Genomic DNA, 22,765 nt, shown 5'->3' with positions numbered 1-22,765 from the left:
GTACCTACATAAGTAATAACCTTATCGCGAGAGAGTTGATCCTTGTCCGATCTTGAAGCGCGCTACGGCGCTTCCCGGCGTTCTCCCGGAGCGCACGCTACGCGGAACGCACCGCAACGCTGGTGGATCATCGCCGTGACCCTACTCATCCTCGGTACAGTCGGGTTCTGGGCGCTCACGTACGCCAACCCCTCGACCACAGTCGAGGCTCAGACCGTTCGGTTCTCACAAATCTCCGAAACCGAAGCCTCAATACAAGCTCGCGTCTCGGTCCAGCCCGGCACCGCATTGGCCTGCGCCTTCGAGGCGCAGAACGAGATGAAGGCCGTCGTCGGGTACAAGGTGCTTGAGCTACCGGCCGTGGGCGAACAACACCAGGTGGTCGACCTCACCCTTAGAACCACGCAGGCTGCCGATATCGTCTCGGTTCGCGAGTGTTGGATTCCGAACGAGTAGCAGTCCGACGCCTCATCCTTGATGCGTACATTCTGAGGCAGACGACACCCGTTCGCTATACTTGCGGGACAGCCCTGACACAAGGTCGGGGCTTCCGTCTTATATAGAGGAGATTGTTCATGACCGCCCAGTCCGACTCAACTTGGCTCACCCAGGAGGCGTTTGACCGCCTGAAGGAAGAGCACGAGTGGTTGTCGTCGACCCGGCGCCAGGAGATCACCAAGGAGATCCAAGAGGCTCGCGAGGACGGCGATCTCAAGGAGAACGCGGGGTATCACGCGGCGCGTGAAGAACAGGGTCGCATTGAGGCTCGCATTACCGAGCTCGAGCGCATGCTGAAAACCGCTGTCGTGGCCGAGGCCCCCAAGGCCAACGGTAAGGTAGTCCTCGGCACGGTTGTCACCGCCAAGATCGGCCCGCGTGAACAGAAGTTCCTGTTCGCCAGCCCCGAGCTGGAGAGCCAAACTGAGCTGCGGGTGTTCTCGCCCGAGAGCCCCATCGGTCAAGCTATCGATGGCCTCAAGGTCGGCGCCGCTACGAGCTATGCGGCTCCCAACGGTTCCACGATCAATGTCGAGGTGCTGGATGTGGAGACCTTCCGCAGCTAGTTCCTACAGCAACGAAAAGGATGCGCGGCCCGGCCTTTCGGCCAGGTCGCGCATCCTTTTTGGTTACTACAGCGAGGCGTTGGGGTCCACTCGCGGGTTGTAGCCCGCCTCGCGTAGCCGCTCGAGTACTTGCGCGGCGTGATCCGAACCGCGAGTTTCCACGGCGATCTCGAGTTCCACTTCTTGAATCTGCAGGCCCTTATTGTGCCGGGTGTGCAGCACCTCAATCACGTTCGCGTTGATATCCGCGAGGATTGCGGCGATTCGTGCCAGGTGACCCGGTGTATCGCGCAAGCCGATATTGAGCTTCATGTACCGTTCGGATGCGGTGAGGCCAGAAGCAATCACTTTCTCAAGCATCATCGGATCAATATTGCCGCCAGAGAGGACGGCCACGGTGTTGCCGCTCTCCTTGATTTTGCCGGCAATGATCGCAGCAACGGTTGTAGCCCCGGCCGCCTCGACGACGAGCTTGGCGCGCTCGAGCAGCAGCAGGATTGCGCGAGAAATATCATCTTCACTGACCGTCACGATTTCGTCGACGTACTTACGGACGAGCTCGAAGGAAAGCGAGCCAGGAACGTCCACCGCAATACCGTCAGCAATAGTCGGTTTTGCGTCAATCTTGACGGGGTGTCCCTCAGCTACCGATACCGGGAAGGGCGCTGAGTTCTCAGCCTGCACACCAATGACACGGACCTTTTGCCCAGTTTTTTCGGCCAGGTGTTTTGCTGTCGCACCAAGACCTGCGGCGAGCCCACCGCCACCAATCGGGACAATGATCGTGTCGATCTGTGGCAACTGCTCGTAGAGGTCAAGCGCGAGGGTTCCCTGCCCCGTGATGATGTCGGGGTGGTTGTAGGGGTGGATGAATACCGCACCGGTCTCTTCGGCGAAGCGCTGCGCACCGAGGAGCGCCGCCGCAACGTCATCACCTTCCAGCACCACGTCCGCACCGTAGTTGCGGGTGGCCTCAAGCTTGGGGATGGGTACGCCCGTAGGCATAAAGATCGTCGCTTTAATGCCGAGTTCTCGGGCAGCGAAGGCTACTCCCTGAGCGTGATTTCCCGCCGAGGCCGCGACCACGCCTCGAACTCGCTGCTCTTCCGAAAGCTGAGCGAGACGATAGGTGGCCCCACGAATCTTGTACGACCCAGTACGCTGCATGTTTTCGCACTTGAGGTAGACCTGACCATCGGTGAACTTCTGCAAGAACTTCGCGGAATCAAGCAGCGTCACTCGCGTGGTCTTCTGGACAATCTCTCGTGCCTGCTCGACGGCCTCCAGTGTGGGGTCGAAAGTGATGTCTACGGGGTCGATCACGCTGCCGGTTCCTTCCTTCTTCTTCGTCGTGCTACGAGCGGGCGTCGGGCTGGCACCTGCATTGCGTCGTCATCCGGGTCTGAGAGGCCCGCGGTGGGGTCTGGATCACCTCGCCAGCGCCCAGAAGAAATGTATTTCACCATTGATTTAATCGCGGCGACTACCGGGACTGCAAAAACCGCGCCGCCAATCCCGGCGAACAGCGAGCCCGCACTCACCGAGACTAACACCGCCAGCGGGTGCAGTTTCATCACGGGGCCCATAATCAGCGGCTGTAAGAGGTTTGATTCAATTGCCATCACTGCCACCACGATGATGAGCATGATCAGCGCGTTCCAAAAACCATTGGCAACGAACGCCAAAACCACCGCGAGGGCACCCGAAAGGAACGCACCAACCAGGGGCACGAAGGCAAATAGGAACACAATGATGCCGATTGCCAGCGCGTATGGCACCTGCAAAATGAGGGCCCCAAGGAAGATGCCGACGGCATCAATCAGCGCCACTACGACTTGCACGCGGACGTAGTGCCCGGTGGAGATCCAGGCCCGCTCCCCCGCACCGTCCACCGCGGCACGCACTGCGCGCGGAAAAAGCGAGACGAAAAACAGCCAAATACGTCGACCGTCGAGGAGGTAGAACACCACCGCGAAAATCGTAAACACGGTGCCGGTTATGACCCCGGCAATTGTGGTGCCTGCCGAAAGCGTGCCCTGAATCAGGGTGGTCATATTCGCCTGTACCCAGGCCACGACCTCAGCTAGTGCGTTATCTAAGACGTCCTGGCTGACTTGGAAGGGCGTTGATTCCAGCCAGACCAGAAACTCCCGATATCGCCGCATGAAGTCGTCAACATCAAATTGCTGGCCGCTTCGGAAAGCGAGCACCACGAGCAGCACGAGCGCCGCAATGGATGCGAATAGCACCAAGAGCCCGGCAATCATCGCGAGCCACTTGGGCCAGTTGTACTCGCGATGGAGCATATTGGTTAGCGGTACCAGTAGCGCGGTAAAGAGCAGCGCTACCAGCAGCGGTACGACAACTATCGCAGCTTTGCCAATCACCCAGATCACCGGGATCGCGGCGAGCACGATCACGATGACTCGCCAGCCCCAAGCCGCGGCGACGCGAATTGGGCGCGATACGAGGTCCGCTTCAGTCTCGAGGTCGGCCCAGGTTTCGGGCCGCGGCGCGCGGGTTGACCCTGCCATAGAGGCTAGAACTGGACCCGCGGTGGTTCGGAGATCGCGGCGCGGTCAGCTACCTCGAAGAACTCGCGTTCTGGGAAGCCCAGTGGCCCGGCGACCAAATTATTCGGGAAGGACTTGACCGAGGTATTGAGTTGCCGAACGCTGCCGTTGTAGTAGCGACGCGAAGACTGAATCTTGTTTTCCGTCTGCACGAGGTCGCTTTGCAGCTGAGAAAAGTTCGCTGAGGCTTGCAGTTGCGGGTATGCCTCAGCCACGGCAAACAGGCTCCGCAGCGCACCCTGCACGTGGTTCTCCGCGGTGGATGCTTCCGCTGGCGACTGGGCGCTGAGGATCTCGCTTCGGGCCTGGGTCACGTCATCAAAAACCTTCGATTCGTGAGAGGCGTAGGATTTCACCGTCTCCACGAGGTTCGGGATCAAGTCGGCTCGTCGTTTGAGCTGCACCGTAATGTCGCTCCATGCCTCATCGACACGGACATTTTGCTTGGTGAGCTTGTTATAGATAAGCCATACCCAGAGCAAAACAACGATGAGCAGTACGACAACTATGCCTACCGGGATAATCCAACCGAGCTGATCCATACATTTCAGTCTAGCCATCGCTGGTTACACCCAGCGGTGTATCCGGACCGTTTTGGTCCCCTCGGCGGGACTCGAACCCGCACTGAATCGATTTTAAGTCGACTGCCTCTGCCATTGGGCTACGAGGGGATGCGCTGAGACGAAGGCGTCGCTGCCGCACCTAATAGAGGATACGGCAGCGACGCCCGCAACAGCTATCTGAGACTACTTCGCTGCCGGAGCCGCAGGCTTCGCAGCAGGCTTGGCTGCGTCGGCCTTCTTCTCGTCGGCTGCGGGGCGCGGACGCGCGGCATAGCGCTCGAAGAATGCCTTGGGCTCAGCAATCTCGGGCAGCGACACGAAGTCGCGTCCGAGCACCAGCTGACCCGCCCAGCCACCGAACACGCGAACCTTACGTTCGATGGTCGGGATCGCCATGCCGTGGTAGCCGCGGTGCATCGCCCAGGCGGGGAAGCCGGTGATGCCGGTGTTACCCGACTGGAAGGCACCGACGCCCATACCGAGACCAGCTACCGCACCGATGTTCTCGTGGTAGTAATCCGTCGGGGTGTCGCCGCGCAGGGTTGCGACGATGTTTTCGGCAAGCACGGCCGCCTGGCGAACCGCGTGCTGTGCGTTCGGCACGCAGAAGCCCGCCACACCGCCACCCGAGAGGTCGGGCACCGCGGCGACGTCACCGGCGCCCCAGGCGTCCTTAACAACGCCCTCGTCGCCTTCGACGCGAAGGTCTGCGCGAGTGCGCAGGTTACCGCGCTCGTTGACGGGCAGATCAGTGAAGCCCTTGACGAAGGGGTTAGCCATCTGACCGGCAGTCCACACGAGAACATCGGTCGGGAATACGTCACCGGCCGAGGTCTCAACGTTGCCGTCCACGGCCGAAGAGCACTGCGTGTTGAGGTGCACGGTCGCACCGCGCTCGGCAAGGTTCTTAATGACCCACAGAGCGGTCTCTTCCGAAACCTCAGGCATGATGCGGCCCGCAGCCTCGATGAGGTGGAACTGCACGTCATCGAACTGCAGCGACGGGTAGTCAGCGAGCAGCGCGGTCGCGAGCGAGCGCATTTCGGCGAACGCCTCGATACCCGCGAAGCCACCACCGACAACCACGAAGGTCAGTAGGCGTGAGCGCTCGGGGCCCGGTGCCATGGTCGAGGCACGGTTGAAGTTGTCGATGATCTTGTCGCGGACCCAGATCGCCTCTTCGATGCGCTTGACACCAATAGCGTTGTCAGCGACACCGGCAATCGGGAAGGTACGGCTCACAGCGCCTGCGGTAACCACGACGATGTCGTAACCAAGCGTGTACTCATCAGCGTCTTTGGGCTTGAGCGTGGCGGTCTTCGATGCGTGATCGATCTTGGTGACTTCGGCCGTGATGACACGGGTACGCTTCAGGTGACGACGGTGCGACACGACTGCGTGGCGGGCCTCAATCGAACCACCGATCACTTCCGGCAGGAAGGGCTGGTAGGTCATATAGGGCAGCGGGTCGACCAGGGTCACCTGTGCTTCACCCGGGTTGAGCTGCTTTTCAAGCTGGCGTGCAGTCGTAAAACCTGCGTAGCCACCACCAACAATCAAAATCTTGGTCACGCGTCCACTCCTCACTGTGGTTTTCTCATTATGAGATCGGCTAAAGCTTAGTCGTCTCGGCTATAGACTTCCTGGCCTTGTTCAAGTCCAAAAGGTCAATTTGCGCCGGGGTTGGCACATTGGCAAATCGCTGGGCTCCAGGCGGATTCCCGTAGGGCCCAATCCCCGATCGGGTTCACTCCCGGTCCCGCCGCCAACGAGTGTGCGGCAAGGGCATGTAAGCACTTTACGCGGGTTGGCATGCCTCCGGCAGTCACATGGGCAATTTCTTCCACATGTTCCACCTGTTCACGATCGGCGAGATACTGCTCGTGGGCGCGCTGGTATTGCGCCTTGAGGTCATCATCCGTTGCCAATGCATCCTGCATTTCCACCATCAAGTGCCGGCCTTCTAGCCGCGACATCTCGGCTGTCGCTTCCGGATGCGTCAGGTAGTACAGGGTCGGGAAGGGGGTTCCATCATCCAGTCTTGGCGCGGTGATCACCACTGTGGGGTTACCGCACACACAGCGTGCGCCGATCCCCAGTACCCCGCGGGCTTGCCTGCCAAGCTGCTCCGTGACCACCGCGATGTCGTGTTCGCTAGCGGGCGGAAATTGTGTCACGGGGTCTCCTGGGGTGCTTCGGCGGTGGACGATCGGATCAGTGAGTCGAGAAAGAGCTCACCCGAATCGGTTGTTGTTTCATGAACTTCGACGGATACGTCCACGGGTTCATAGGGCGCTTGGGGCGTGGATTCATCAACGACCACGTAGGTCGTGTCCCCCGGCTCCACAAAGAGTAGTCGACCTCGAGCCTCGGCGCGGACATAGGCCGGATCGTCCCAGCGCGCCTGCTCTTGCTCGAGTCCTTCTATATCTTCGGTGGTTGTCGCAATTTCGTCTTCGAGTTGGGCAATGTGCTGCCGCTGCCCGATGAGCTGCTGGATGGTCGGGCTCAGTGTCGCGACCGCGACCACGAGCGCAACAAGGATGAGCACCGACCCACCTGTGGGTCGGCGCTCAAGTCCTCGTCGCTTACTCATTCGGGATAAGGCCTAGCGAATTACGCCTCGGTTGCCTCAAAGCGCGGGAATGCGTCGATACCGGCATACACCGCCTGCTCGCCGAGCTCTTCTTCAATGCGAAGCAGCTCGTTGTATTTCGCCACGCGGTCGGTGCGCGCGGGCGCACCGGTCTTGATCTGACCACAGTTTGTGGCCACGGCCAGGTGCGCGATGGTGGTGTCCTCGGTCTCACCCGAACGGTGCGAGAGGATTGCCGAGTAGCCATTGCGGTGCGCGAGGTTTACCGCGTCGAGCGTCTCCGAGAGCGTGCCGATCTGGTTGACCTTCACGAGGATGCTGTTGGCAGCACCCACCTCGAGGCCGCGCTGCAGCCGCTCGGGGTTGGTGACGAAGAGGTCATCACCGACGAGCTGGACCTTATCGCCGATGCGCTCGGTCAGTTCGGTGTACGACTCCCAGTCGTCTTCGGCAAGCGGGTCCTCAATCGACACGATCGGGTACTCGGTGATGAGCTCTTCGTAGAAGGTGATCAGCTCGCTCGCGCTGAGCTCCTTACCTTCGAATTTGTAGACACCGTTCTCGAAGAACTCGGTGGATGCGACGTCCAGGCCGAGTGCGACATCGCGACCAAGTTCATAGCGGGTTTCGCCAATTGCTTCGGTAATCAGGTTCAACGCGTCACGAGTCGAAGCAACATCGGGCGCAAAGCCACCCTCGTCGCCGAGCCCGGTGGAAAGACCCTTCGAGCTAATGGTCTTCTTGAGCTGGTGGTAGATCTCAGCACCCCACTGAAGTGCCTCGCGGAAGGTCGAAGCGCCGATCGGCAGAATCATGAATTCCTGCACGTCCACGCCGTTGTCGGCGTGCGCGCCACCGTTGATGATGTTCATCATCGGCACCGGCAGGACATGCGCATTGGCACCACCCACATAGCGGAACAGCGACAGTTCGCTCGACTCAGCTGCGGCCTTTGCGGCGGCGAGGCTGACACCGAGGATTGCGTTGGCGCCGAGGCGCTCCTTGTTCGGCGTGCCGTCGAGTTCGATGAGCTCGGCGTCGAGGGCACGCTGGTCGGTGACGTCGAAGAATTCGATCGCGGGGTTGATTTCGTCAGCAACTCCCTGCACTGCCTTTTCGACACCCTTACCCAGGTATCGGTCGGCTTCGCCATCGCGAAGTTCGTATGCCTCAAAGGCACCGGTGGATGCGCCCGAGGGAACAGCGGCGCGGCCCATCGCACCGTTGTCGAGAGTTACCTCAACCTCAACTGTGGGATTGCCTCGGGAATCAAGGATTTCGCGGGCATAGACGTCAACAATGAACGACACGGGTGATCCTTACGTTTGGGATAAATTGCGGTGGCGGACTGAGTCTAACCGAGCGCTCTAGCCGAGCGGTTCGAGTGTGATGGATGCGGGATCGGCAACCTGTTCCTCACGAATCTGCGCAACGTGGGTAAAGCCCTCAGCGGCAGCTCGGTCGAGCAGGTTTCGGACATTCTTCGGGCGTCGCTCCACGCGAACACGGCGGTGTGGCGCCAAGAGGGCCTGCTTGATCCGCATGGTGTCAGCCACTGGCAATTTCTTGTCGACGAGCACGATCACCGCTTCACCCTCGTCACCGGGAAGCTCGGACACAAGGTCAACGATGCGTTCGAAGCCGATAGAAAAGCCACAGGCGGGCACATCCTGGCCAAGGAATCGACCGATCATGCCGTCGTACCGACCCCCGCCACCGACCGAAGAGCCGGATTCGGGGTGGGCAACTTCGAAGATCGTGCCGGTGTAATACCCCATCCCGCGCACGAGCGTGGGATCGAATACGAGCGGCAGCGCTCCCCCACCGGCTGCCACCGCATCCGCAACCTCACCGAGCGACTCGGCGGCTTCGAGGGCTTCGGCACTCTCCCGTAGCCCCTCCGGCAGGGATGCGAGGATGCTTTCGGTGGTCAGCGGGATTCCGGCCTTGATGCCTTCAGCCCAGTTGTTCAGCGCCTGGTGGATGCGTTCTGCAGCCTGCGGGTCGGACACGGCAAGTTCTGCCACGACACCCTTGGTGCCAATCTTGTCGAGCTTGTCAATCGAGATCAGGGCCTGCGGCTGCTGCTCGGCAGCGAAACCGCACCAGTCCAGAAGTGCGTTCAGCAGTCGTCGATCGTTCACTCGAATCGTGCAGGAGTCCAGCCCCAGACCTGCCAGCGCGGCAGAACCGGCCACGAGTAGCTCCGCTTCGGCGAGCGCTCCCGGTTCCCCAAGAATGTCGATATCGCACTGTACGAATTGGCGATAGCGCCCCTTCTGTGGACGCTCGGCGCGCCATACCGGACCGATGTGCAAACTGCGAAACACGCTAGGCAGGGTGCCCCGGTGCGTGGCCATGAAGCGAGCCAACGGCACGGTGAGATCGAACCGCAGACCCAGGTCGCTGAGCGCGAGCGGATCCGCCTGCTCGGCTGCATCCCGGAGCGCATCCTGATCGATCCCACGACGCATGATGGCAAAGGAAAGCTTCTCATTGTCCCCGCCCATGCCCGAGTGCAGTCGGTCGGAGTCCTCCACGACCGGGGTCTCGATCTCATCAAATCCATGGGCCGCATAGGATTCCCGAATCTTAGCGAGCACGCGCTCACGGCGGCGCTTATCGGCGGGCACGAAATCGCGCATTCCGCGCGGCGGATTAATCTGAGTTGCCATTAGTCCATTATGACCCGTCGTCGCTGCTGCAATTGGCCTCTTCGGTCGCTGAGTCTTCTGTTTCCCGGATGCGTTCTTCGAGCCGTCGAATCGCCCCGCGCAACGCCCGCTCGGCATCAAACTCGGCTGCCCGCCCGGCAGCCACTGTGACCAAGAGCGCATCTCCGAACTTGGATTCCTCCGGTATTTCTTGCTCTCCCGCATCCGATTGCTGCGGACAAGAGAGCGCTTCTGGCGACACATCGAGCCCAACTTCCTCGGCCCGACCCAGGACCTTTGCCGCGAGGGCCAATGCGGGCATCGCATGCGAGATCCCGTCGAGCACCGAGCTGCGATCCCGCTTTTGTTCCGCCTTGCGCGCCTGCCAGAGCCGAATTATTTCCTCAACATCACGCGTCGGTTGGTCCCCGAACACGTGCGGATTGCGGTAGCGAAGCTTCGCCGTCTGTTCCCGCGCGACGTCTTCGAGGCTGAACTCCCCCGCTGCTTCCGCAATATCCGCGTGGAACAGCACCTGAAAGAGCAAGTCACCGAGTTCCTCACGAAGATCTGCCGCGGTCCCGTGTTCAATCGCGTCAATCACTTCGGCCGCTTCTTCGGTGAGATATGGCACGAGCGACTCATGCGTTTGCTGTTCATGCCACGCGCATCCCTGTTCGCCGCGAAACCGTCGCATGAGTTCTGCGAGTGCGAGAAGTTCTGTGTGCTGGTGATCTGCCGGTGCCTGCATGCACCCAAGGCTAACCTTGAGTAATGGCCAATCTTCGTCGCGTCCCCACGCTTGTCTACCTTGTCCTACTCGTCGCCACAGTCCTCACCGCAGCCAGTATCGGCGGGGCACAGTGGTTCGAAGCGGCCGAGAATCAGCGTGTGGCGGCCGGCGGCGGTGCGAATCAGCAAGTCGGGCTCGCCTACGCTTTCTTCGCCGGGTACATCCCGGTAATGGTGCTCCTCGCCGCGGGCATTACCTCGGGCATCTTCCTCGCCAAGCGCATCCGGGCGCGGCAGGATGCAGGGCTCACCCCCGCAGGTTGGGGTAACCGGGCGGGTGTGTCGTTGGGGATGCTACTGCTGCTTTTCGCCATCGTCAGCGTGGTCGTGTGGCTGCTTTGGTTCGCCGTGCACCTGGTGCTGCTGCGGAATTACGGCTCCGCGATCATCGGCGAAGCGGGCATGGCTGGCACCTTCCCGACGGTGCTCGGGCTCATCTTCGGCCCGGGCATGACCGGCGGGCTACCCGCGGTGCTGATGACCGCAAGTGCGCCCACCGAAGAGGAAGAAAACGCCTAGCGCACCTACTCGGCTTGTGGATCAGCCGGCTTTTCCTCTACCGATTCCTCAGTGGCATCGAACATGGCCCGGAATACGCCGCGCACCCACTCGATGATTTCGCTGTCGCTCGGCGCCTCCCCCATCCGACCCGCGGGCAGCGGCAGGTTGAGCACGTGCCCGGCCTCGAGATATTTCGCACCCGGGTACATTCGGCGCAGTCGCAGCTGTTTTGATTCCGCGAGCGTCACCGGGGTGATCCGCAGGTTCTTGCCCAGCGCAACCACTTCACTCAGCCCCAGTTTGACCGCCATTCTGCGAATCCGCGAGACGGCGAAAAGCATCTGGACTTCCTCCGGAGGTTCACCGTAGCGATCTCGCAGTTCCTCGATCACCAGATCGATTTGGCCGGGCCTTGCTCCCGGTGAGGCCGCCGCCGAGAGCTTCTGATAGGCCTCCAGTCGCAAGCGTTCGGAATCGATGTAGGCGTCCGGGATGCGCGCATCCACGGGCAACTCGAGGCGCAGTTCCGTTTGGGTTTCGGGAAGCTCGCCCTTGAATGCATCCACCGCTTCACCGATCATCCGCAGGTACAGATCGAAGCCGACCCCGGCGATGTGCCCAGACTGTTCTCCGCCGAGTACGTTACCGGCACCGCGGATCTCCAGGTCCTTCATCGCCACCTGCATACCCGAACCGAGCTCGTTGTTCGCGGCAATCGTCTCGAGCCGGTCGTGCGCCGTTTCAGTAAGCGGGCGGTTCCCGTCGTACAGGAAATAGGCGTATGCACGGTCACGACCGCGACCGACGCGACCGCGCAACTGATGCAATTGGCTCAGGCCATAGCGTTCGGCGTCGTCAATGATGAGGGTGTTCGCATTTGGAATGTCGAGCCCGGTTTCTACGATCGTGGTGGTGACCAGGACATCGTATTTACGCTCCCAAAAGTCCACGATCACCTGCTCGAGGGTCTTCTCGGACAGTCGACCGTGCGCCACCGCGATGCGTGCCTCGGGGACAAGTTCCGCGAGGTGGGCGGCAACTTTATTGATCGAGGCGGTGCGGTTATGGACGTAAAACACCTGCCCCTCGCGCAACAGTTCGCGGCGCACGGCCGCGGTGATCTGCTTGTCGGATTTCGGGCCGACATAGGTGAGGATCGGATGCCGGTCCTCCGGCGGGGTCGCGAGGGTGGACATTTCTCGGATTCCGGTGACGGCCATCTCGAGGGTGCGTGGGATGGGCGTGGCGCTCATCGATAGCACGTCCACATTGGTCTTTAGTGACTTGAGCTTTTCCTTGTGCTCAACACCAAACCGCTGCTCCTCGTCGACGATGATCAGCCCGAGATCCTTGTAGGTGAAGGTATCCGAGAGGATGCGGTGGGTCCCGATGACAATGTCTACCGAGCCGTCGGCAAGCCCCTGCCGCGCATCCTCAACTTCCTTATTGGATTGAAAACGGCTGACGGCGCGGACCTGCACTGGGAAACCGGCCATGCGGTCAGTGAAGGTTTCGTGGTGTTGGCGCACGAGGAGGGTGGTCGGAACGAGCACCACGACCTGCTTACCATCCTGCACCGCCTTGAAGGCGGCGCGCACCGCGACTTCGGTCTTGCCGAAACCAACGTCGCCGGAGAGTAGCCGATCCATCGGCAGCGGACTTTCCATATCGCGCTTGACTTCTTCGATGGTCTGCAGCTGGTCGGGTGTCTCGATGAAGGGGAAGGCCTCTTCAAATTCGTGCTGCCACGGGGTGTCCTGCGAAAACGCGAAGCCCTTGGATGCCGCCCGGGCCGAGTAAAGCTTGACCAATCCCACTGCGATGTCTTTGGTCGCCTTGCGGGCTTTTTGTTTGGTCGCAGCCCAGTCACTGCCACCCATTTTGGACAGTCCCGGCGCTTCGCCGCCGACATATCGCGTTAGCTGCGAGAGCTGGTCGGTGGGCACCAGCAGCTTGTCGCCGGGGTGGCCGCGCTTGGAAGGCGCGTATTCAATGACGAGGTATTCACGCACAGACTTCTTGCCGCGAGTTCCAGGCACCGGAACCTCGCGCTGCTCGAGACGCAGGAACTTCCCCACACCGTGCTGGTCATGGACGACATAATCGCCCGCCTTTAACTGCAGCGGGTCCACCACCGCGTTGGCGCGACGCCGCGCGAGCTTCTTCGGAGCGGCGGCGCTGTACCCGGCTGCGCGACCGTAGAAGTCCGATTCGGTAATCAACGCAAGCTTGTGCTTGGGAATTTGCACACCCGCGGTCAGCGGCGCTTTCACGAGATACACCACGCCGGGTTCGAGCTGCTCACCAGGAAGCTCGGTCACCGGCCGACCGGCGGCTCCGCGCTCGGCGAGCACTTGCTGGGCTCGGTCGACGAGCCCCTGCCCGTTCGCGGCCATCACCACGGTCCAACCGTCTTGCAGGAGTTCTATGGTGTGATCGATTGCACCATCTGAATTGCCGGCGAAGGAGGGCACCGGGTCACCGTTGATGTGGAAGCACCCTTCCTCATCAACGCCGAAGGGTGAGAAGGTCCACCATACCCGCTCCCCTTTCAATTCGCGCAGTTCCTTGACCGAGATATAGTCGCCGCCCGAGAGGTCAATTGGGGCATCAGCGCCCGCCGTGACGGCGCTCCAGGCGGCTTCCAGGAATTCGCGGTTGGTTTCACGCAGGTCGGATGCTCGGCTCACCACCCGCTCCGGGGCGAGTACCGCAATCGCCGCGTCTTGCGGCATATAGTCAACAATCGGCAGGAGTTTATCAACCAACGCCGGTGCTAGGGATTCCATTCCCTCGACCGGGATGCCCTCCGCGATCTTGCTGAGGAGCCCTTCAATATTCGGGAATTCATGTTCCATTTCGCGAGCCTTGGCCCGCACTGACTCCGTCAATAGGAGTTCTCGACTCGGCGTCAACAGTGCCTCGTCGACGGTGTCTTCGTAGGTGCGCTGATCGGCCACGCCGAAGGGACGAATCTCATCCACTTCGTCACCGAAGAAATCGATTCTGAGGGCGTGTGGGGCGTCGGGGGGAAAGACATCGAGGATGCCACCACGCACCGCAAATTCTCCGCGGCGGGTGACCATGTCCACTCGTTGATAGGCGAGTTCAACCAGGTTCGTGGCGATTTCGGTGAGGTCATGGCCGCGGGAACCGGTCTTGAGCTCAATCGTGATCGGTTCGTCCAGACTGGGCATCAGCGGTTGCAGGGCAGCCCGTACGGATGCGAACAGCACGAAGGGTTGTTGTGGAGAGTCCTGTCGCCGCCAGTTGCCGAGCTCTCGCATGGCTGCAAGCCTGCGCCCGGTGGTGTCGGCGGAGGGGCTCAAGCGTTCGTGGGGCAGCGTCTCCCATGCCGGGAACTCTACAATCTTGGCGTCCGGAAGGAAGGCCCGCAAATCTTCGGCATATTGCTCGGATTCGCGACTTGTTGCGGTGACCGCGAGCACCATCTGTTGATGCCCGGTCATCCCACCTCGTTCTTCAATCAGGGATGCCAGTAGCGGCGCGCGGAGGCCGTCTACAAGCGTGAAATCAGCATCTCGATTTGCCCGTCTCGAGGCATTCGCGAAGGTGGGAGTGGTTTGAAGCGCAGCAATTAATCCGTGAAGACTCACCAGGGAAGTCTAGGCGATTTCCGCGGAATCAAGCAGCACCGTGAAGGGGCCGTCATTCACGGAAGACACCTTCATCATTGCGCCAAAGACGCCCTGTTCTACGTGCAGGCCGTATTCTTCGAGTAGCGTGGCCAGCTGTGCAATGAGGGGCTCGGCAACCGAACCGGGGGCAGCATTTGACCAGGAGGGGCGACGCCCTTTACGCGGATCCCCGTAGAGCGTGAATTGGCTGACCAGCAGCACGGGCGCGTTGAGATCGGTGGCACTTTTTTCGTCCGCAAGGATGCGCAACTGGGCAATCTTGCGGGCAATTTTTGCGCAGTCCTGCTCGGTGTCGGTGTGTGTCACGCCGATCAGTGCAAGAAGGCCCGGCCGAGGCAGTTCGCCGACGATTTCCCCTGCCACTTCCACCGCAGCCGAAGCACAACGAGTAATCACAGCTTTCATGCTGCGACCTACTGAGCTTTCGCGTGCACGACCTGCTGAGCATCCAGGAGGCCGCGTTCGACAATGAGTTCTACCGCATCGGCCGCGTCTTGGATAAGTACTCCGAGGGTGTCACGCTGGGTGCTGTCGAATGGACGCAGCACGTAGTCGGCAGCGTCCTGTCTGCCAGGTGGCCGGCCGATACCCACACGTACCCGCAGGTAATCACGCTCAATAGCCGAGGAAATATCGCGCAAGCCGTTGTGTCCACCGTGGCCACCGCCGCGCTTGAGCTTGATGGTGTCGAAAGGCAGATCAAGCTCATCGTGGACCACGATGATCCGCTCGTTCGGCACCGAGTAGTACTGGGCGAGCTGGGATACCGGCCCGCCGGAAGTATTCATATAACCGTTAGATTTCGCGAGCATCACTTTGGGTCCGCCCGGCGCGAGCCAACCCTCCACGACGGAGGAATTGGCTCGCGGGTGTCGACGGAAGGACTCGCCTTGCCGTCTGGCGAGTTCATCAACAACCATGTGGCCAATGTTGTGACGCGTGGCTCGATAGCGGTCTCCGGGGTTGCCGAGACCGACTACGAGCCACACATTACTTGCCATGTTGTTTCAGAACTCTCCGAGTGTTCTACTCAGCGGCTTCTTCGGCTGCTCCGCCCTCTTCGCCTTCGGTTTCCTCAGCCTCGGCTTCAGCCTTCGGCTCCATGATCGACAGCAGTACGATCTCAGTTTCTTCGTCGGCGAGCGAAATACCCTTGGGAAGTTCCACGTCCTTGGCGTCGATCGATGCGCCGGCTTCGAGGCCCTCGACACTCACCTGGATGTACTCCGGGATGTCGGTTGCGTCTGCGAGCACCGCGATGGTCGTGGTGTCCTGCACCACGATCATGCCCGGGTAGGGCTCGCCGGTGATCTCGATGGGCACCTCGACCTCAACGCGCTCACCCTTCTTCACGAGCAGGAGGTCAACGTGCTCGATGATCTGACGAACCGGGTCACGCTGAACGTCCTTCACCAGCGAGAGCTCCTTGGTGCCCTCGATGTCGAGCTCGATGAGCGCGTTAGCCTTACGCAGCATCAGCATGGTCTCGTGGCCCGGAAGGGTAATGTGCTGCGGCTCGGTCCCGTGACCGTAGAGCACTGCGGGGACCTGGTGGTTCGCACGGATCTTGCGCGCAGCACCCTTACCGAATGCGGTGCGCTTGAGGGCGTCGAGCTTGTTCTCAACTTCAGCCATAGTGGTGTCCTTTCAATTGGGAGAGTTCCCGTGTGAGTTGCGGCGCAACGCACGCGAACGCGTGGATGCGCCCATTGAAGGCCCCACTCGACCGCGTCGATAACGGATGCGGATGCATCCCTCGCCGAAGTACAGCTGCCAATCATACACGCTGCTCAGCCACGGCGTTGCGACTAGAGCCGGCCCGTGTAGGCACGAATCATCTTGCGCGCACCGGCTCTCCGTGCGAACCCAGCGCCGAAGGCGGCGCCCATCATCAGCAACGAGGTCGGGAAGAGGAGCGGTAGCGCGAAACCCAAAAATTTGCTGAACTCACCACCCACAATTCCCTGCACACCCACTGCGACAACACTGAATACGAACATCAACACGCCGAATACACCGGTCCCCGTCGCCGAAAGCCAGAGCGTCAGCCCCGAGAGGAGCCCCAGGATCCCGATCATGATTGGAATCAGCGAGTAGGCCAGCATCGGGTTCAAGCCCAGGTTCAAGTCGGTAAACCAGATCAGCACGACCGAGTTGAAGGTATTGATGCCGCGATAATCCCACAACAGCAGAAATATCAAGGCGGTTAGCACCAGATTGACGATGACCGAGCTAACCCGAGCGCCAGCCGACGCGCCCTTACGCAGATCACTGGGGTGTGGTGTGAATGTTGGCTGTTGAACGTATTGCACCGGTTGCTGCGGCTGGTAGGTCACTTCTTGGAAGGACGGCGTGGTCTTGGCCTCTGCGGCGCGCTGCTGTTGTTGAGGAACCGGGGAATACACCGCTGTCTTCGCCTCTTGTTCCGCCATTGGCATCACCCGCGTGCGGTCACTCGGCTCCTGCGGGAGGTCGATCTCGTCGGTTGGAGCTTCGCCACCGCTGGAGCGCTGCCAGTCAAACTTCGACTTATTTGGCGACTCAGCATCGCGATAGTGATAGGCCTTTGTTGGCTGGCCGTCGTCATAGGGCTCATTTGCATAGTCACCCGTGTGGCTCATGAATGTTTCTCCTCGACTCGGTGCCTTCTGAAATCGCACCTCCTAAACTGGGTGCTTATGTGGCCAGGCTAGTAGCAGCCACCGACACCAACCGGATAATAGATCTCTTGGACTACCCGAAAGGCCCAGAATGACAACTACTGACTCCGCACAGACCGGCGTTGCTGCTGCCAACATTGGCGTTGTAGGTCTCGCCGTGATGGGAGCGAACCTGGCGCGCAACCTCGCCTCGCGCGAAGGTAACACCGTTGCCGTATTCAATCGCTCCCCCGAGCGCACTCGTACGCTCGTGTCTGAGCACCCGGAGGCAGGTTTCGTCCCCTCGGAGACCATTGCTGACTTCGCCGCATCCCTGCAGCGTCCCCGCACCGCGATCATCATGGTCCAGGCCGGTGCTGGCACCGATGCGGTGATCGACCAGCTCACCGAAGTGTTCGAGCCGGGCGACATCATCGTCGACGGCGGCAATGCGCTGTTCACCGATACAATTCGGCGTGAAGCTGCGGTTCGCGCGAAGGGTCTCCACTTCGTTGGCGCTGGCATTTCCGGTGGTGAAGAGGGCGCGCTCAACGGCCCCTCGATCATGCCCGGTGGCCCCGCGGAGTCCTATGAGACCCTCGGCCCGATTCTGGAGTCGATTGCAGCCCGCGCTCCCGAAGACGGCTCCCCCTGCGTGACCCACATCGGCACCGACGGGGCCGGTCACTTCGTGAAGATGGTGCACAACGGCATTGAGTACGCCGACATGCAGCTCATTGGCGAAGCCTATGACCTACTGCGCCGCGTGGGCGGCCTCAGCCCCGAGCAGATCGCCGATGTGTTCACTGAGTGGAACAAGGGCGAGCTCGAGTCCTACCTGATCGAAATCACCGCCGAGGTGCTCCGCCAGGTGGATGCCGAGACCGGCAAGCCGTTCGTGGACATTATTCTCGACCGTGCGGGGATGAAGGGTACCGGCACCTGGACGGTACAGAACGCGCTTTCGCTGGGCATCCCGGTCTCGGGCATCGGCGAGGCGGTCTTCGCTCGCGGCGTATCCGGCCGCGTGGAGCAGCGTGAAGCAGTGCGCCCGACGATCACGGCTCGCCCCGAGCCCGCCAAGGTTGACGAGAGCTTTGTCGAGGACGTTCGCCGCGCGCTCTACTCCTCGAAGGTGATCGCGTATGCACAGGGCTTCGACCTGATCCTCGGCGGCGCCGAGGAATACAACTGGGAAATCAACCCCGGCGCCGTCGCCAAGATTTGGCGCGCTGGCTGCATCATTCGCGCCCGTTTCCTCAACCGCATCGCCGAAGCCTACGATCGCAACCCCCGACTCCAGTCGCTCATCGCCGACCCGTATTTCGCCGGTGAGGTTGCTGAGGGTGACGCCGCTTGGCGCCGCGTGGTTGCGATTGCCGCACAGTCGGGTGTTCCCGCACCGGCCTTCGGCGCGACGCTGTCCTACTACGACTCCCTCGCGAGCGACCGCCTCCCGGCCGCGCTCATCCAGGGCCAGCGCGACTTCTTCGGTGCCCACACCTACGGTCGCGTCGACCGCCCTGGCGTTTTCCACACCAACTGGTCGGGTGACCGCAACGAGGTGGAGCAGTGACGCAACCCTCCGACGAAACTATCGAGCTCGCGAACCGGCTGTTCGACTACGCCCGCAAGGGTGCTACCGAGCAGCTTGCCGCGTACCTCGATGCCGGAGCCCCCATCAATATGCGCAATGCCGCAGGCGACACCTTCCTCACGCTCGCGGCCTATCACGAAGCACCCGCGACCGTACAAATGCTGATTGATCGCGGCATCGACATTGAGGCCGCGAATGATCGTGGCCAGCGGGCCCTGACCTGCGCGGTATTCAAGCAGGATGAGGAAAGCACTCGCGCGCTGCTGCGAGCCGGAGCCGATCCGGATGCGGGTCAGCCTTCCGCGCGCGGCACCGCGGAGGTTTTCGGCTGGCCGGCGTTTACGGAGATCCTGGCCGCGGTCGAACAGCGAGGAACGAATGACTGAGCACCGAGTTCCGGAACGCTTGGGATTCATCCACCTCGTGCCAACCTCGCGCGAGAACCCGCGCCAGGGGCTTGAGGATGCGATCGAGCTCTTCAAGTTTGCCGAAGAGTTGGGGCTCGATAGCGGGTGGATCCGCACCCGACACATGCAGTACGGGCTGGCCTCCCCCGCGGTCTTGCAGGGTGCGATCGCGCAGCACACCTCGCGCATTCGGCTCGGCAATGCGGTGATCCCGGTCGGGTACGAGAATCCTTTCCGGCTTGCGGAGGACCTCGCCACCGCCGATCTACTTTCCGGTGGGCGCCTCGAACCGGGCTTGAGCGTGCACGGCCCGGGGTACCCCTCGGAAGAGCTCAACGACCTCGTCTATGACTCCGGCTGGCGTGAAGAGGACTACGGTTACGGCCGCATCGAGCGGCTGCGTTCCTTCTTACGCGGCGACAAGGTTCGCGAGAAGCCCGAGTATCTCGGCTTTGGCGGAGATGTTGATTCCGAGCGTGTCGAGCCCAACAGCCCTGGCCTGCACGAGCGGCTCTGGTACGGCGGTGGTTCACTGCGCTCAGCGGAGTGGTCCGGCGCGAATCGCTTCAACTGGCTGATGAGCAATATCTCTTCCACCGAGAACGGTGTACGTCAATTCGATCTTGCGCAGAAGCAGCAGATCGATACCTATCACGCCGCAGCACCCGAAGACTTCACCGGTCGCGTCTCGGTCGCTCGCGTAATCGTCCCCACGGACGGTGCAACTGACCATCAGGTTGCCCGCTACCGCGACTACGTGGCTGCTCGGACACCGCGAACAGAAAAGATCCACGGTAAGAACACGATCATTGCGATGGATGTCCTCGGTTCGCTCGATGAAATCCTCGAGTTCATCACCGCCGATGCCGCATTCCAAGCCGGCGACGACTACCTCTTCGAGCTGCCCTTTGAGTTGGAACTGGCCGAGTGGAAGCACATGCTCGAGCAGCTTGCGACCCGCATCGGTCCCTCACTCGGTTGGGAGCCGGGACAGGTCGAGTAACCGAACACCAAAACAGCCGTTCCCTGCATTACCAAGGAACGGCTGTTTTGTTTGTATTAGGTGCCTGTGATCGGAACCTTAGGCCGCACCATCAAACATTGAGGTGACCGAGCCGTCTTCGAAGACTTCGTGGATTGCGCGGGCAAGCAGCGGCGCGATCGGCAGCACGGTGAGAGTGTCGAAGCGCTTGGCTTCGGGCACCGGCAGTGTGTCGGTAACCACAACCTCGTCGATTGCTTCACAACTCAGGCGTTCCTTGGCGGGACCGGAGAATACCGCGTGCGTGGCAGCAACGACTACCTTTGCGGCACCGTTTGCCTTCAGTGCTTCGGCTGCCTTCTGAATTGTGCCACCGGTGTCAATCAGGTCGTCCACCATGAGGCAGGTGCGGCCCTGCACGGTACCGACGATTTCGTGTACCGACACCTGGTTGGCGACCTTCGGGTCGCGACGCTTGTGGATGATCGCGAGCGGCGAACCGAGTTCGTCCGACCAGCGGTCGGCAACCCGCACGCGACCCATGTCCGGCGAGACCACGGTGAGGTTCGGGTCGTCGCCGAGCTTCTCCTTGAAGTAGTCCATCAGCACCGGCATCGCAAAGAGGTGGTCAACCGGACCGTCAAAGAAGCCCTGAATCTGCGAGGCGTGCAGGTCCACCGACATGATGCGGTCGGCCCCGGCGGTCTTGAACAGATCAGCCATCAGTCGGGCCGAGATCGGCTCGCGCCCGCGACCCTTCTTGTCCTGGCGAGCGTAGGGGTAGCAGGGCATTACGACGGTAATGCGCTTGGCCGAGGCACGTTTGAGTGCGTCGACCATGATCAGCTGCTCCATGATCCACTCGTTGATGCCGTCGGTGTGCGACTGAATTACGAACGCATCAGCACCGCGGACCGACTCGCTGTAGCGGGCGTAGAGCTCGCCGTTTGCGAAGGTACGAGTCTCGGTCTCAAGCACTTCCGTGCCCAACGCCTCCGCAACATCTTCAGCCAGCTGCGGGTGCGCGCGCCCCGAGACAAGAACCATTCGCTTTTCACCGGGGTGAGAAATGCCGGACACCTAAAACCGCCTTCGTGTGCTCTCGCGTTATGTGAAGAAAATTTACGAAAAATTCAGACTAAGCGTACTACTCAGTAGCGGCGGCGGCTGCGTCGGCGGCTGCAGTACCGGGACGGTTCTTCAGCGTCCAACCTTCGAGGTTGCGCTGTGGTGCAACGTTCAACACCAACGCTCCGGCCGGCACATCCTTACGGATGGTGGTGCCAGCGCCCGAATAGACGCCGTCGCCGACCGTGACCGGAGCCACGAGTACGTTATCGGAGCCAATCTTGACGTGATCGCCCACAATCGTGCGGTGCTTGTTCTGACCGTCGTAGTTCGCAGTGATTGTGCCGGCGCCGAGGTTCGAACCGTCACCAATCTCAGCGTCGCCCACATAGGCGAGGTGCGGAACCTTCGTGCCTTTACCGAGCGTCGAATTCTTGGTCTCTACGAAGGTGCCGACCTTGCCGCCCTCACCGATCACCGAGTTCGGTCGGAGGTAGCTCCACGGCCCGATCGTGGCATTCGCGCCAATGACCGAGAGAGTCGCATCGGTGCGCTTCACGGTGGCGCCCTGGCCGACCTCGCAGTCAACAAGTGTCGTGTCGGGGCCGATCACCGCATCCTCGGCAATCGTGGTGGCACCGCGCAGCTGGGTGCCGGGAAGAATTTCCACGTCCTGCCCGATGGTCACATCAGCATCGATGATGGTGGTGTCCGGGTCGACGATCGTGACGCCATCTTTCATCCACTGGATGAGGATGCGCCGGTTGTATTCGCGGGCTGTCGCCCCAAGCTGGGCACGGTCGTTAATGCCCTGCACGAGCCACGGGTCGGTCACACCGATTGCTTCGATACGACCGCCGTCACGCTTAATCACCTCGGCGGTGTCAGTGAGGTATTTCTCCCCCTGCGCATTTGCGGTTTGCACCTGCGCGAGAGCCGCACGGCAGGCCTTGACCGAGAAAGCGTAGACACCGGCGTTGATTTCGTTGATGCGTCGCTGCTCGTCGGTGGCATCCTTGTGCTCAACGATCGAGTCGAAAGAGCCAGCTTCGCCGCGCACGATTCGCCCAAACCCGGTGGGGTCCTCGTAGAAGGCACTCAGCAGCGTCAGGTCATCCTGCTGTTCGCGATGGGTTTCGATCAGTCGACCGAGGGTAACCGAGTCCAGCAGCGGCACATCCCCCGAGAGCACCACGATATCTCCGTCGAAGTCCGCGGGCAGTGCATCCAGCCCAACTTCCACGGCGCGTCCCGTTCCGGGAACCTCATCCTGATCGGCAATCAACACCTCCGGCGAGAGCGAGGAAATCGCTTCCACCACCTTGGTGCGCTCGTGACGGACCACCGCAACAGTATGAGCTGGCTCAAGTGCCGCGGCCGTACGAAGTACGTGACCGATCAGCGGGATACCACCCAGCGAATGCAACACCTTCGGGGTCTTGGATTTCATTCGGGTGCCTTGGCCCGCGGCCAGGATGATGATTGCGAGTTTGTTGTCGTTCACAAGTCCTCCGTGTCAGCGGCCGCGTGGTCGCGCTCCTCCCCCAGGATTCGAACCTGGACTTAACAGCTCCAAAGGCTGTCGTGCTGCCGTTACACCAAGGAGGAATAATTTATCGCCCCCTAGTCTGCCATGACTTTTCCAATCGCAACGCCAAAGTAGCTCGTGC

The 22,765-nt window shown here is 61.1% G+C and carries 22 protein-coding genes and 2 tRNA genes; 6 read left to right on the top strand and 18 right to left on the bottom strand.

Annotation, left to right across the window (positions count from 1 at the left end; genetic code table 11):
* Positions 1–42 precede the first annotated feature (42 nt).
* Together F8O05_RS08555 and greA are read left to right on the top strand one after the other, a co-directional pair.
* Positions 43–456: a DUF4307 domain-containing protein gene (locus F8O05_RS08555; RefSeq protein WP_158052308.1), complete on the top strand. Its 414-nt coding sequence runs from the start codon at positions 43–45 to the stop codon at positions 454–456.
* Positions 457–575: 119 nt separating this feature from the next.
* Positions 576–1,064, top strand: coding sequence for a transcription elongation factor GreA (gene greA, locus F8O05_RS08550; protein ID WP_158052307.1), 489 nt, complete (start codon positions 576–578; stop codon positions 1,062–1,064).
* A gap of 66 nt (positions 1,065–1,130) precedes the next feature.
* Here the strand turns inward: greA and ilvA are convergent, their stop codons facing one another.
* The 10 genes from ilvA to F8O05_RS08500 all read right to left on the bottom strand — a co-directional run bounded on the left by ilvA (position 1,131) and on the right by F8O05_RS08500 (position 10,201).
* Positions 1,131–2,387, bottom strand: coding sequence for a threonine ammonia-lyase (ilvA, locus tag F8O05_RS08545; RefSeq protein ID WP_158052306.1), 1,257 nt, complete (start codon positions 2,385–2,387; stop codon positions 1,131–1,133).
* Positions 2,384–3,598, bottom strand: a complete 1,215-nt coding sequence (locus F8O05_RS08540) for an AI-2E family transporter (protein WP_158052305.1) — start codon at positions 3,596–3,598, stop codon at positions 2,384–2,386. Before F8O05_RS08540 ends, ilvA begins: the two co-directional genes overlap by 4 nt.
* A 5-nt stretch (positions 3,599–3,603) precedes the next feature.
* On the bottom strand, positions 3,604–4,179 hold the full coding sequence (locus F8O05_RS08535) for a LemA family protein (protein ID WP_158052304.1): 576 nt from the start codon (positions 4,177–4,179) through the stop codon (positions 3,604–3,606).
* Between the two features lie 53 nt (positions 4,180–4,232).
* Positions 4,233–4,308: transfer RNA gene (locus F8O05_RS08530), tRNA-Leu, on the bottom strand.
* Between the two features lie 75 nt (positions 4,309–4,383).
* Positions 4,384–5,772 (bottom strand): NAD(P)/FAD-dependent oxidoreductase, encoded by a 1,389-nt coding sequence (locus F8O05_RS08525; protein ID WP_158052303.1) that lies wholly within the window; start codon positions 5,770–5,772, stop codon positions 4,384–4,386.
* 95 nt (positions 5,773–5,867) lie between these two features.
* Positions 5,868–6,377 (bottom strand): DUF501 domain-containing protein, encoded by a 510-nt coding sequence (locus F8O05_RS08520; protein ID WP_158052302.1) that lies wholly within the window; start codon positions 6,375–6,377, stop codon positions 5,868–5,870.
* The gene (locus F8O05_RS08515; protein ID WP_158052301.1) at positions 6,374–6,796 is read right to left on the bottom strand and encodes an FtsB family cell division protein; all 423 of its coding nucleotides are present in this window, start codon (positions 6,794–6,796) and stop codon (positions 6,374–6,376) included. Before F8O05_RS08515 ends, F8O05_RS08520 begins: the two co-directional genes overlap by 4 nt.
* A gap of 20 nt (positions 6,797–6,816) precedes the next feature.
* Complete coding sequence (gene eno / locus F8O05_RS08510) at positions 6,817–8,106, bottom strand: phosphopyruvate hydratase (RefSeq protein ID WP_158052300.1); 1,290 nt, start codon at positions 8,104–8,106, stop codon at positions 6,817–6,819.
* 57 nt (positions 8,107–8,163) lie between these two features.
* A complete protein-coding gene (gene hisS, locus F8O05_RS08505; RefSeq protein WP_158052299.1) occupies positions 8,164–9,471 on the bottom strand; it encodes a histidine--tRNA ligase in 1,308 nt (435 codons plus the stop codon).
* Positions 9,472–9,478: 7 nt separating this feature from the next.
* Positions 9,479–10,201 (bottom strand): MazG family protein, encoded by a 723-nt coding sequence (locus tag F8O05_RS08500; RefSeq protein WP_158052298.1) that lies wholly within the window; start codon positions 10,199–10,201, stop codon positions 9,479–9,481.
* 23 nt (positions 10,202–10,224) lie between these two features.
* On the opposite strand from F8O05_RS08500, the gene F8O05_RS08495 reads away from it, so the two are divergent.
* Entirely contained in the window at positions 10,225–10,761 is a 537-nt protein-coding gene (locus tag F8O05_RS08495) for a hypothetical protein (protein ID WP_158052297.1), read from the top strand.
* Positions 10,762–10,766: 5 nt separating this feature from the next.
* Here F8O05_RS08495 and mfd read toward each other — a convergent pair whose 3' ends face one another.
* The 5 genes from mfd to F8O05_RS08470 all read right to left on the bottom strand — a co-directional run bounded on the left by mfd (position 10,767) and on the right by F8O05_RS08470 (position 17,023).
* Positions 10,767–14,360: a transcription-repair coupling factor gene (gene mfd, locus F8O05_RS08490; protein ID WP_158052296.1), complete on the bottom strand. Its 3,594-nt coding sequence runs from the start codon at positions 14,358–14,360 to the stop codon at positions 10,767–10,769.
* Positions 14,361–14,369: 9 nt separating this feature from the next.
* Positions 14,370–14,807, bottom strand: a complete 438-nt coding sequence (gene dtd, locus F8O05_RS08485; protein ID WP_158052295.1) for a D-aminoacyl-tRNA deacylase — start codon at positions 14,805–14,807, stop codon at positions 14,370–14,372.
* A gap of 8 nt (positions 14,808–14,815) precedes the next feature.
* Entirely contained in the window at positions 14,816–15,403 is a 588-nt protein-coding gene (gene pth, locus F8O05_RS08480) for an aminoacyl-tRNA hydrolase (protein ID WP_158052294.1), read from the bottom strand.
* 25 nt (positions 15,404–15,428) lie between these two features.
* Positions 15,429–16,037, bottom strand: a complete 609-nt coding sequence (locus F8O05_RS08475) for a 50S ribosomal protein L25/general stress protein Ctc (RefSeq protein WP_158052293.1) — start codon at positions 16,035–16,037, stop codon at positions 15,429–15,431.
* A 173-nt stretch (positions 16,038–16,210) separates the two neighbouring features.
* A complete protein-coding gene (locus F8O05_RS08470) occupies positions 16,211–17,023 on the bottom strand; it encodes a hypothetical protein (protein WP_158052292.1) in 813 nt (270 codons plus the stop codon).
* 130 nt (positions 17,024–17,153) lie between these two features.
* Between F8O05_RS08470 and gndA the strand changes: the two genes are divergently transcribed.
* The 3 genes from gndA to F8O05_RS08455 are packed head-to-tail and all read left to right on the top strand — an operon-like array spanning position 17,154 to position 20,048.
* Positions 17,154–18,617 carry an NADP-dependent phosphogluconate dehydrogenase gene (gene gndA, locus F8O05_RS08465; protein WP_158052291.1) on the top strand — a complete coding sequence of 488 codons (1,464 nt, stop codon included), beginning with the start codon at positions 17,154–17,156 and terminating at the stop codon, positions 18,615–18,617.
* A complete protein-coding gene (locus tag F8O05_RS08460) occupies positions 18,614–19,024 on the top strand; it encodes an ankyrin repeat domain-containing protein (RefSeq protein WP_158052290.1) in 411 nt (136 codons plus the stop codon). The genes gndA and F8O05_RS08460 overlap by 4 nt, the downstream gene beginning before the upstream one ends.
* A complete protein-coding gene (locus tag F8O05_RS08455) occupies positions 19,017–20,048 on the top strand; it encodes an LLM class flavin-dependent oxidoreductase (protein ID WP_192497100.1) in 1,032 nt (343 codons plus the stop codon). Before F8O05_RS08460 ends, F8O05_RS08455 begins: the two co-directional genes overlap by 8 nt.
* 78 nt (positions 20,049–20,126) lie before the next feature.
* Here F8O05_RS08455 and F8O05_RS08450 read toward each other — a convergent pair whose 3' ends face one another.
* The 3 genes from F8O05_RS08450 to F8O05_RS08440 all read right to left on the bottom strand — a co-directional run bounded on the left by F8O05_RS08450 (position 20,127) and on the right by F8O05_RS08440 (position 22,703).
* Entirely contained in the window at positions 20,127–21,107 is a 981-nt protein-coding gene (locus tag F8O05_RS08450) for a ribose-phosphate diphosphokinase (RefSeq protein WP_158052288.1), read from the bottom strand.
* 67 nt (positions 21,108–21,174) lie between these two features.
* Positions 21,175–22,599, bottom strand: coding sequence for a bifunctional UDP-N-acetylglucosamine diphosphorylase/glucosamine-1-phosphate N-acetyltransferase GlmU (glmU, locus tag F8O05_RS08445; RefSeq protein WP_158052287.1), 1,425 nt, complete (start codon positions 22,597–22,599; stop codon positions 21,175–21,177).
* A gap of 32 nt (positions 22,600–22,631) precedes the next feature.
* Positions 22,632–22,703, bottom strand: a tRNA-Gln gene (locus tag F8O05_RS08440).
* Between the last annotated feature and the right edge of the window lie 62 nt (positions 22,704–22,765).

Origin of the sequence: Gulosibacter chungangensis, assembly GCF_008831155.1 — a bacterium.
Lineage (GTDB): Bacteria > Actinomycetota > Actinomycetes > Actinomycetales > Microbacteriaceae > Gulosibacter > Gulosibacter chungangensis.
Note: the sequence above shows the minus strand (reverse complement) of the source record. Positions and strands in the feature narration are given on the sequence as shown.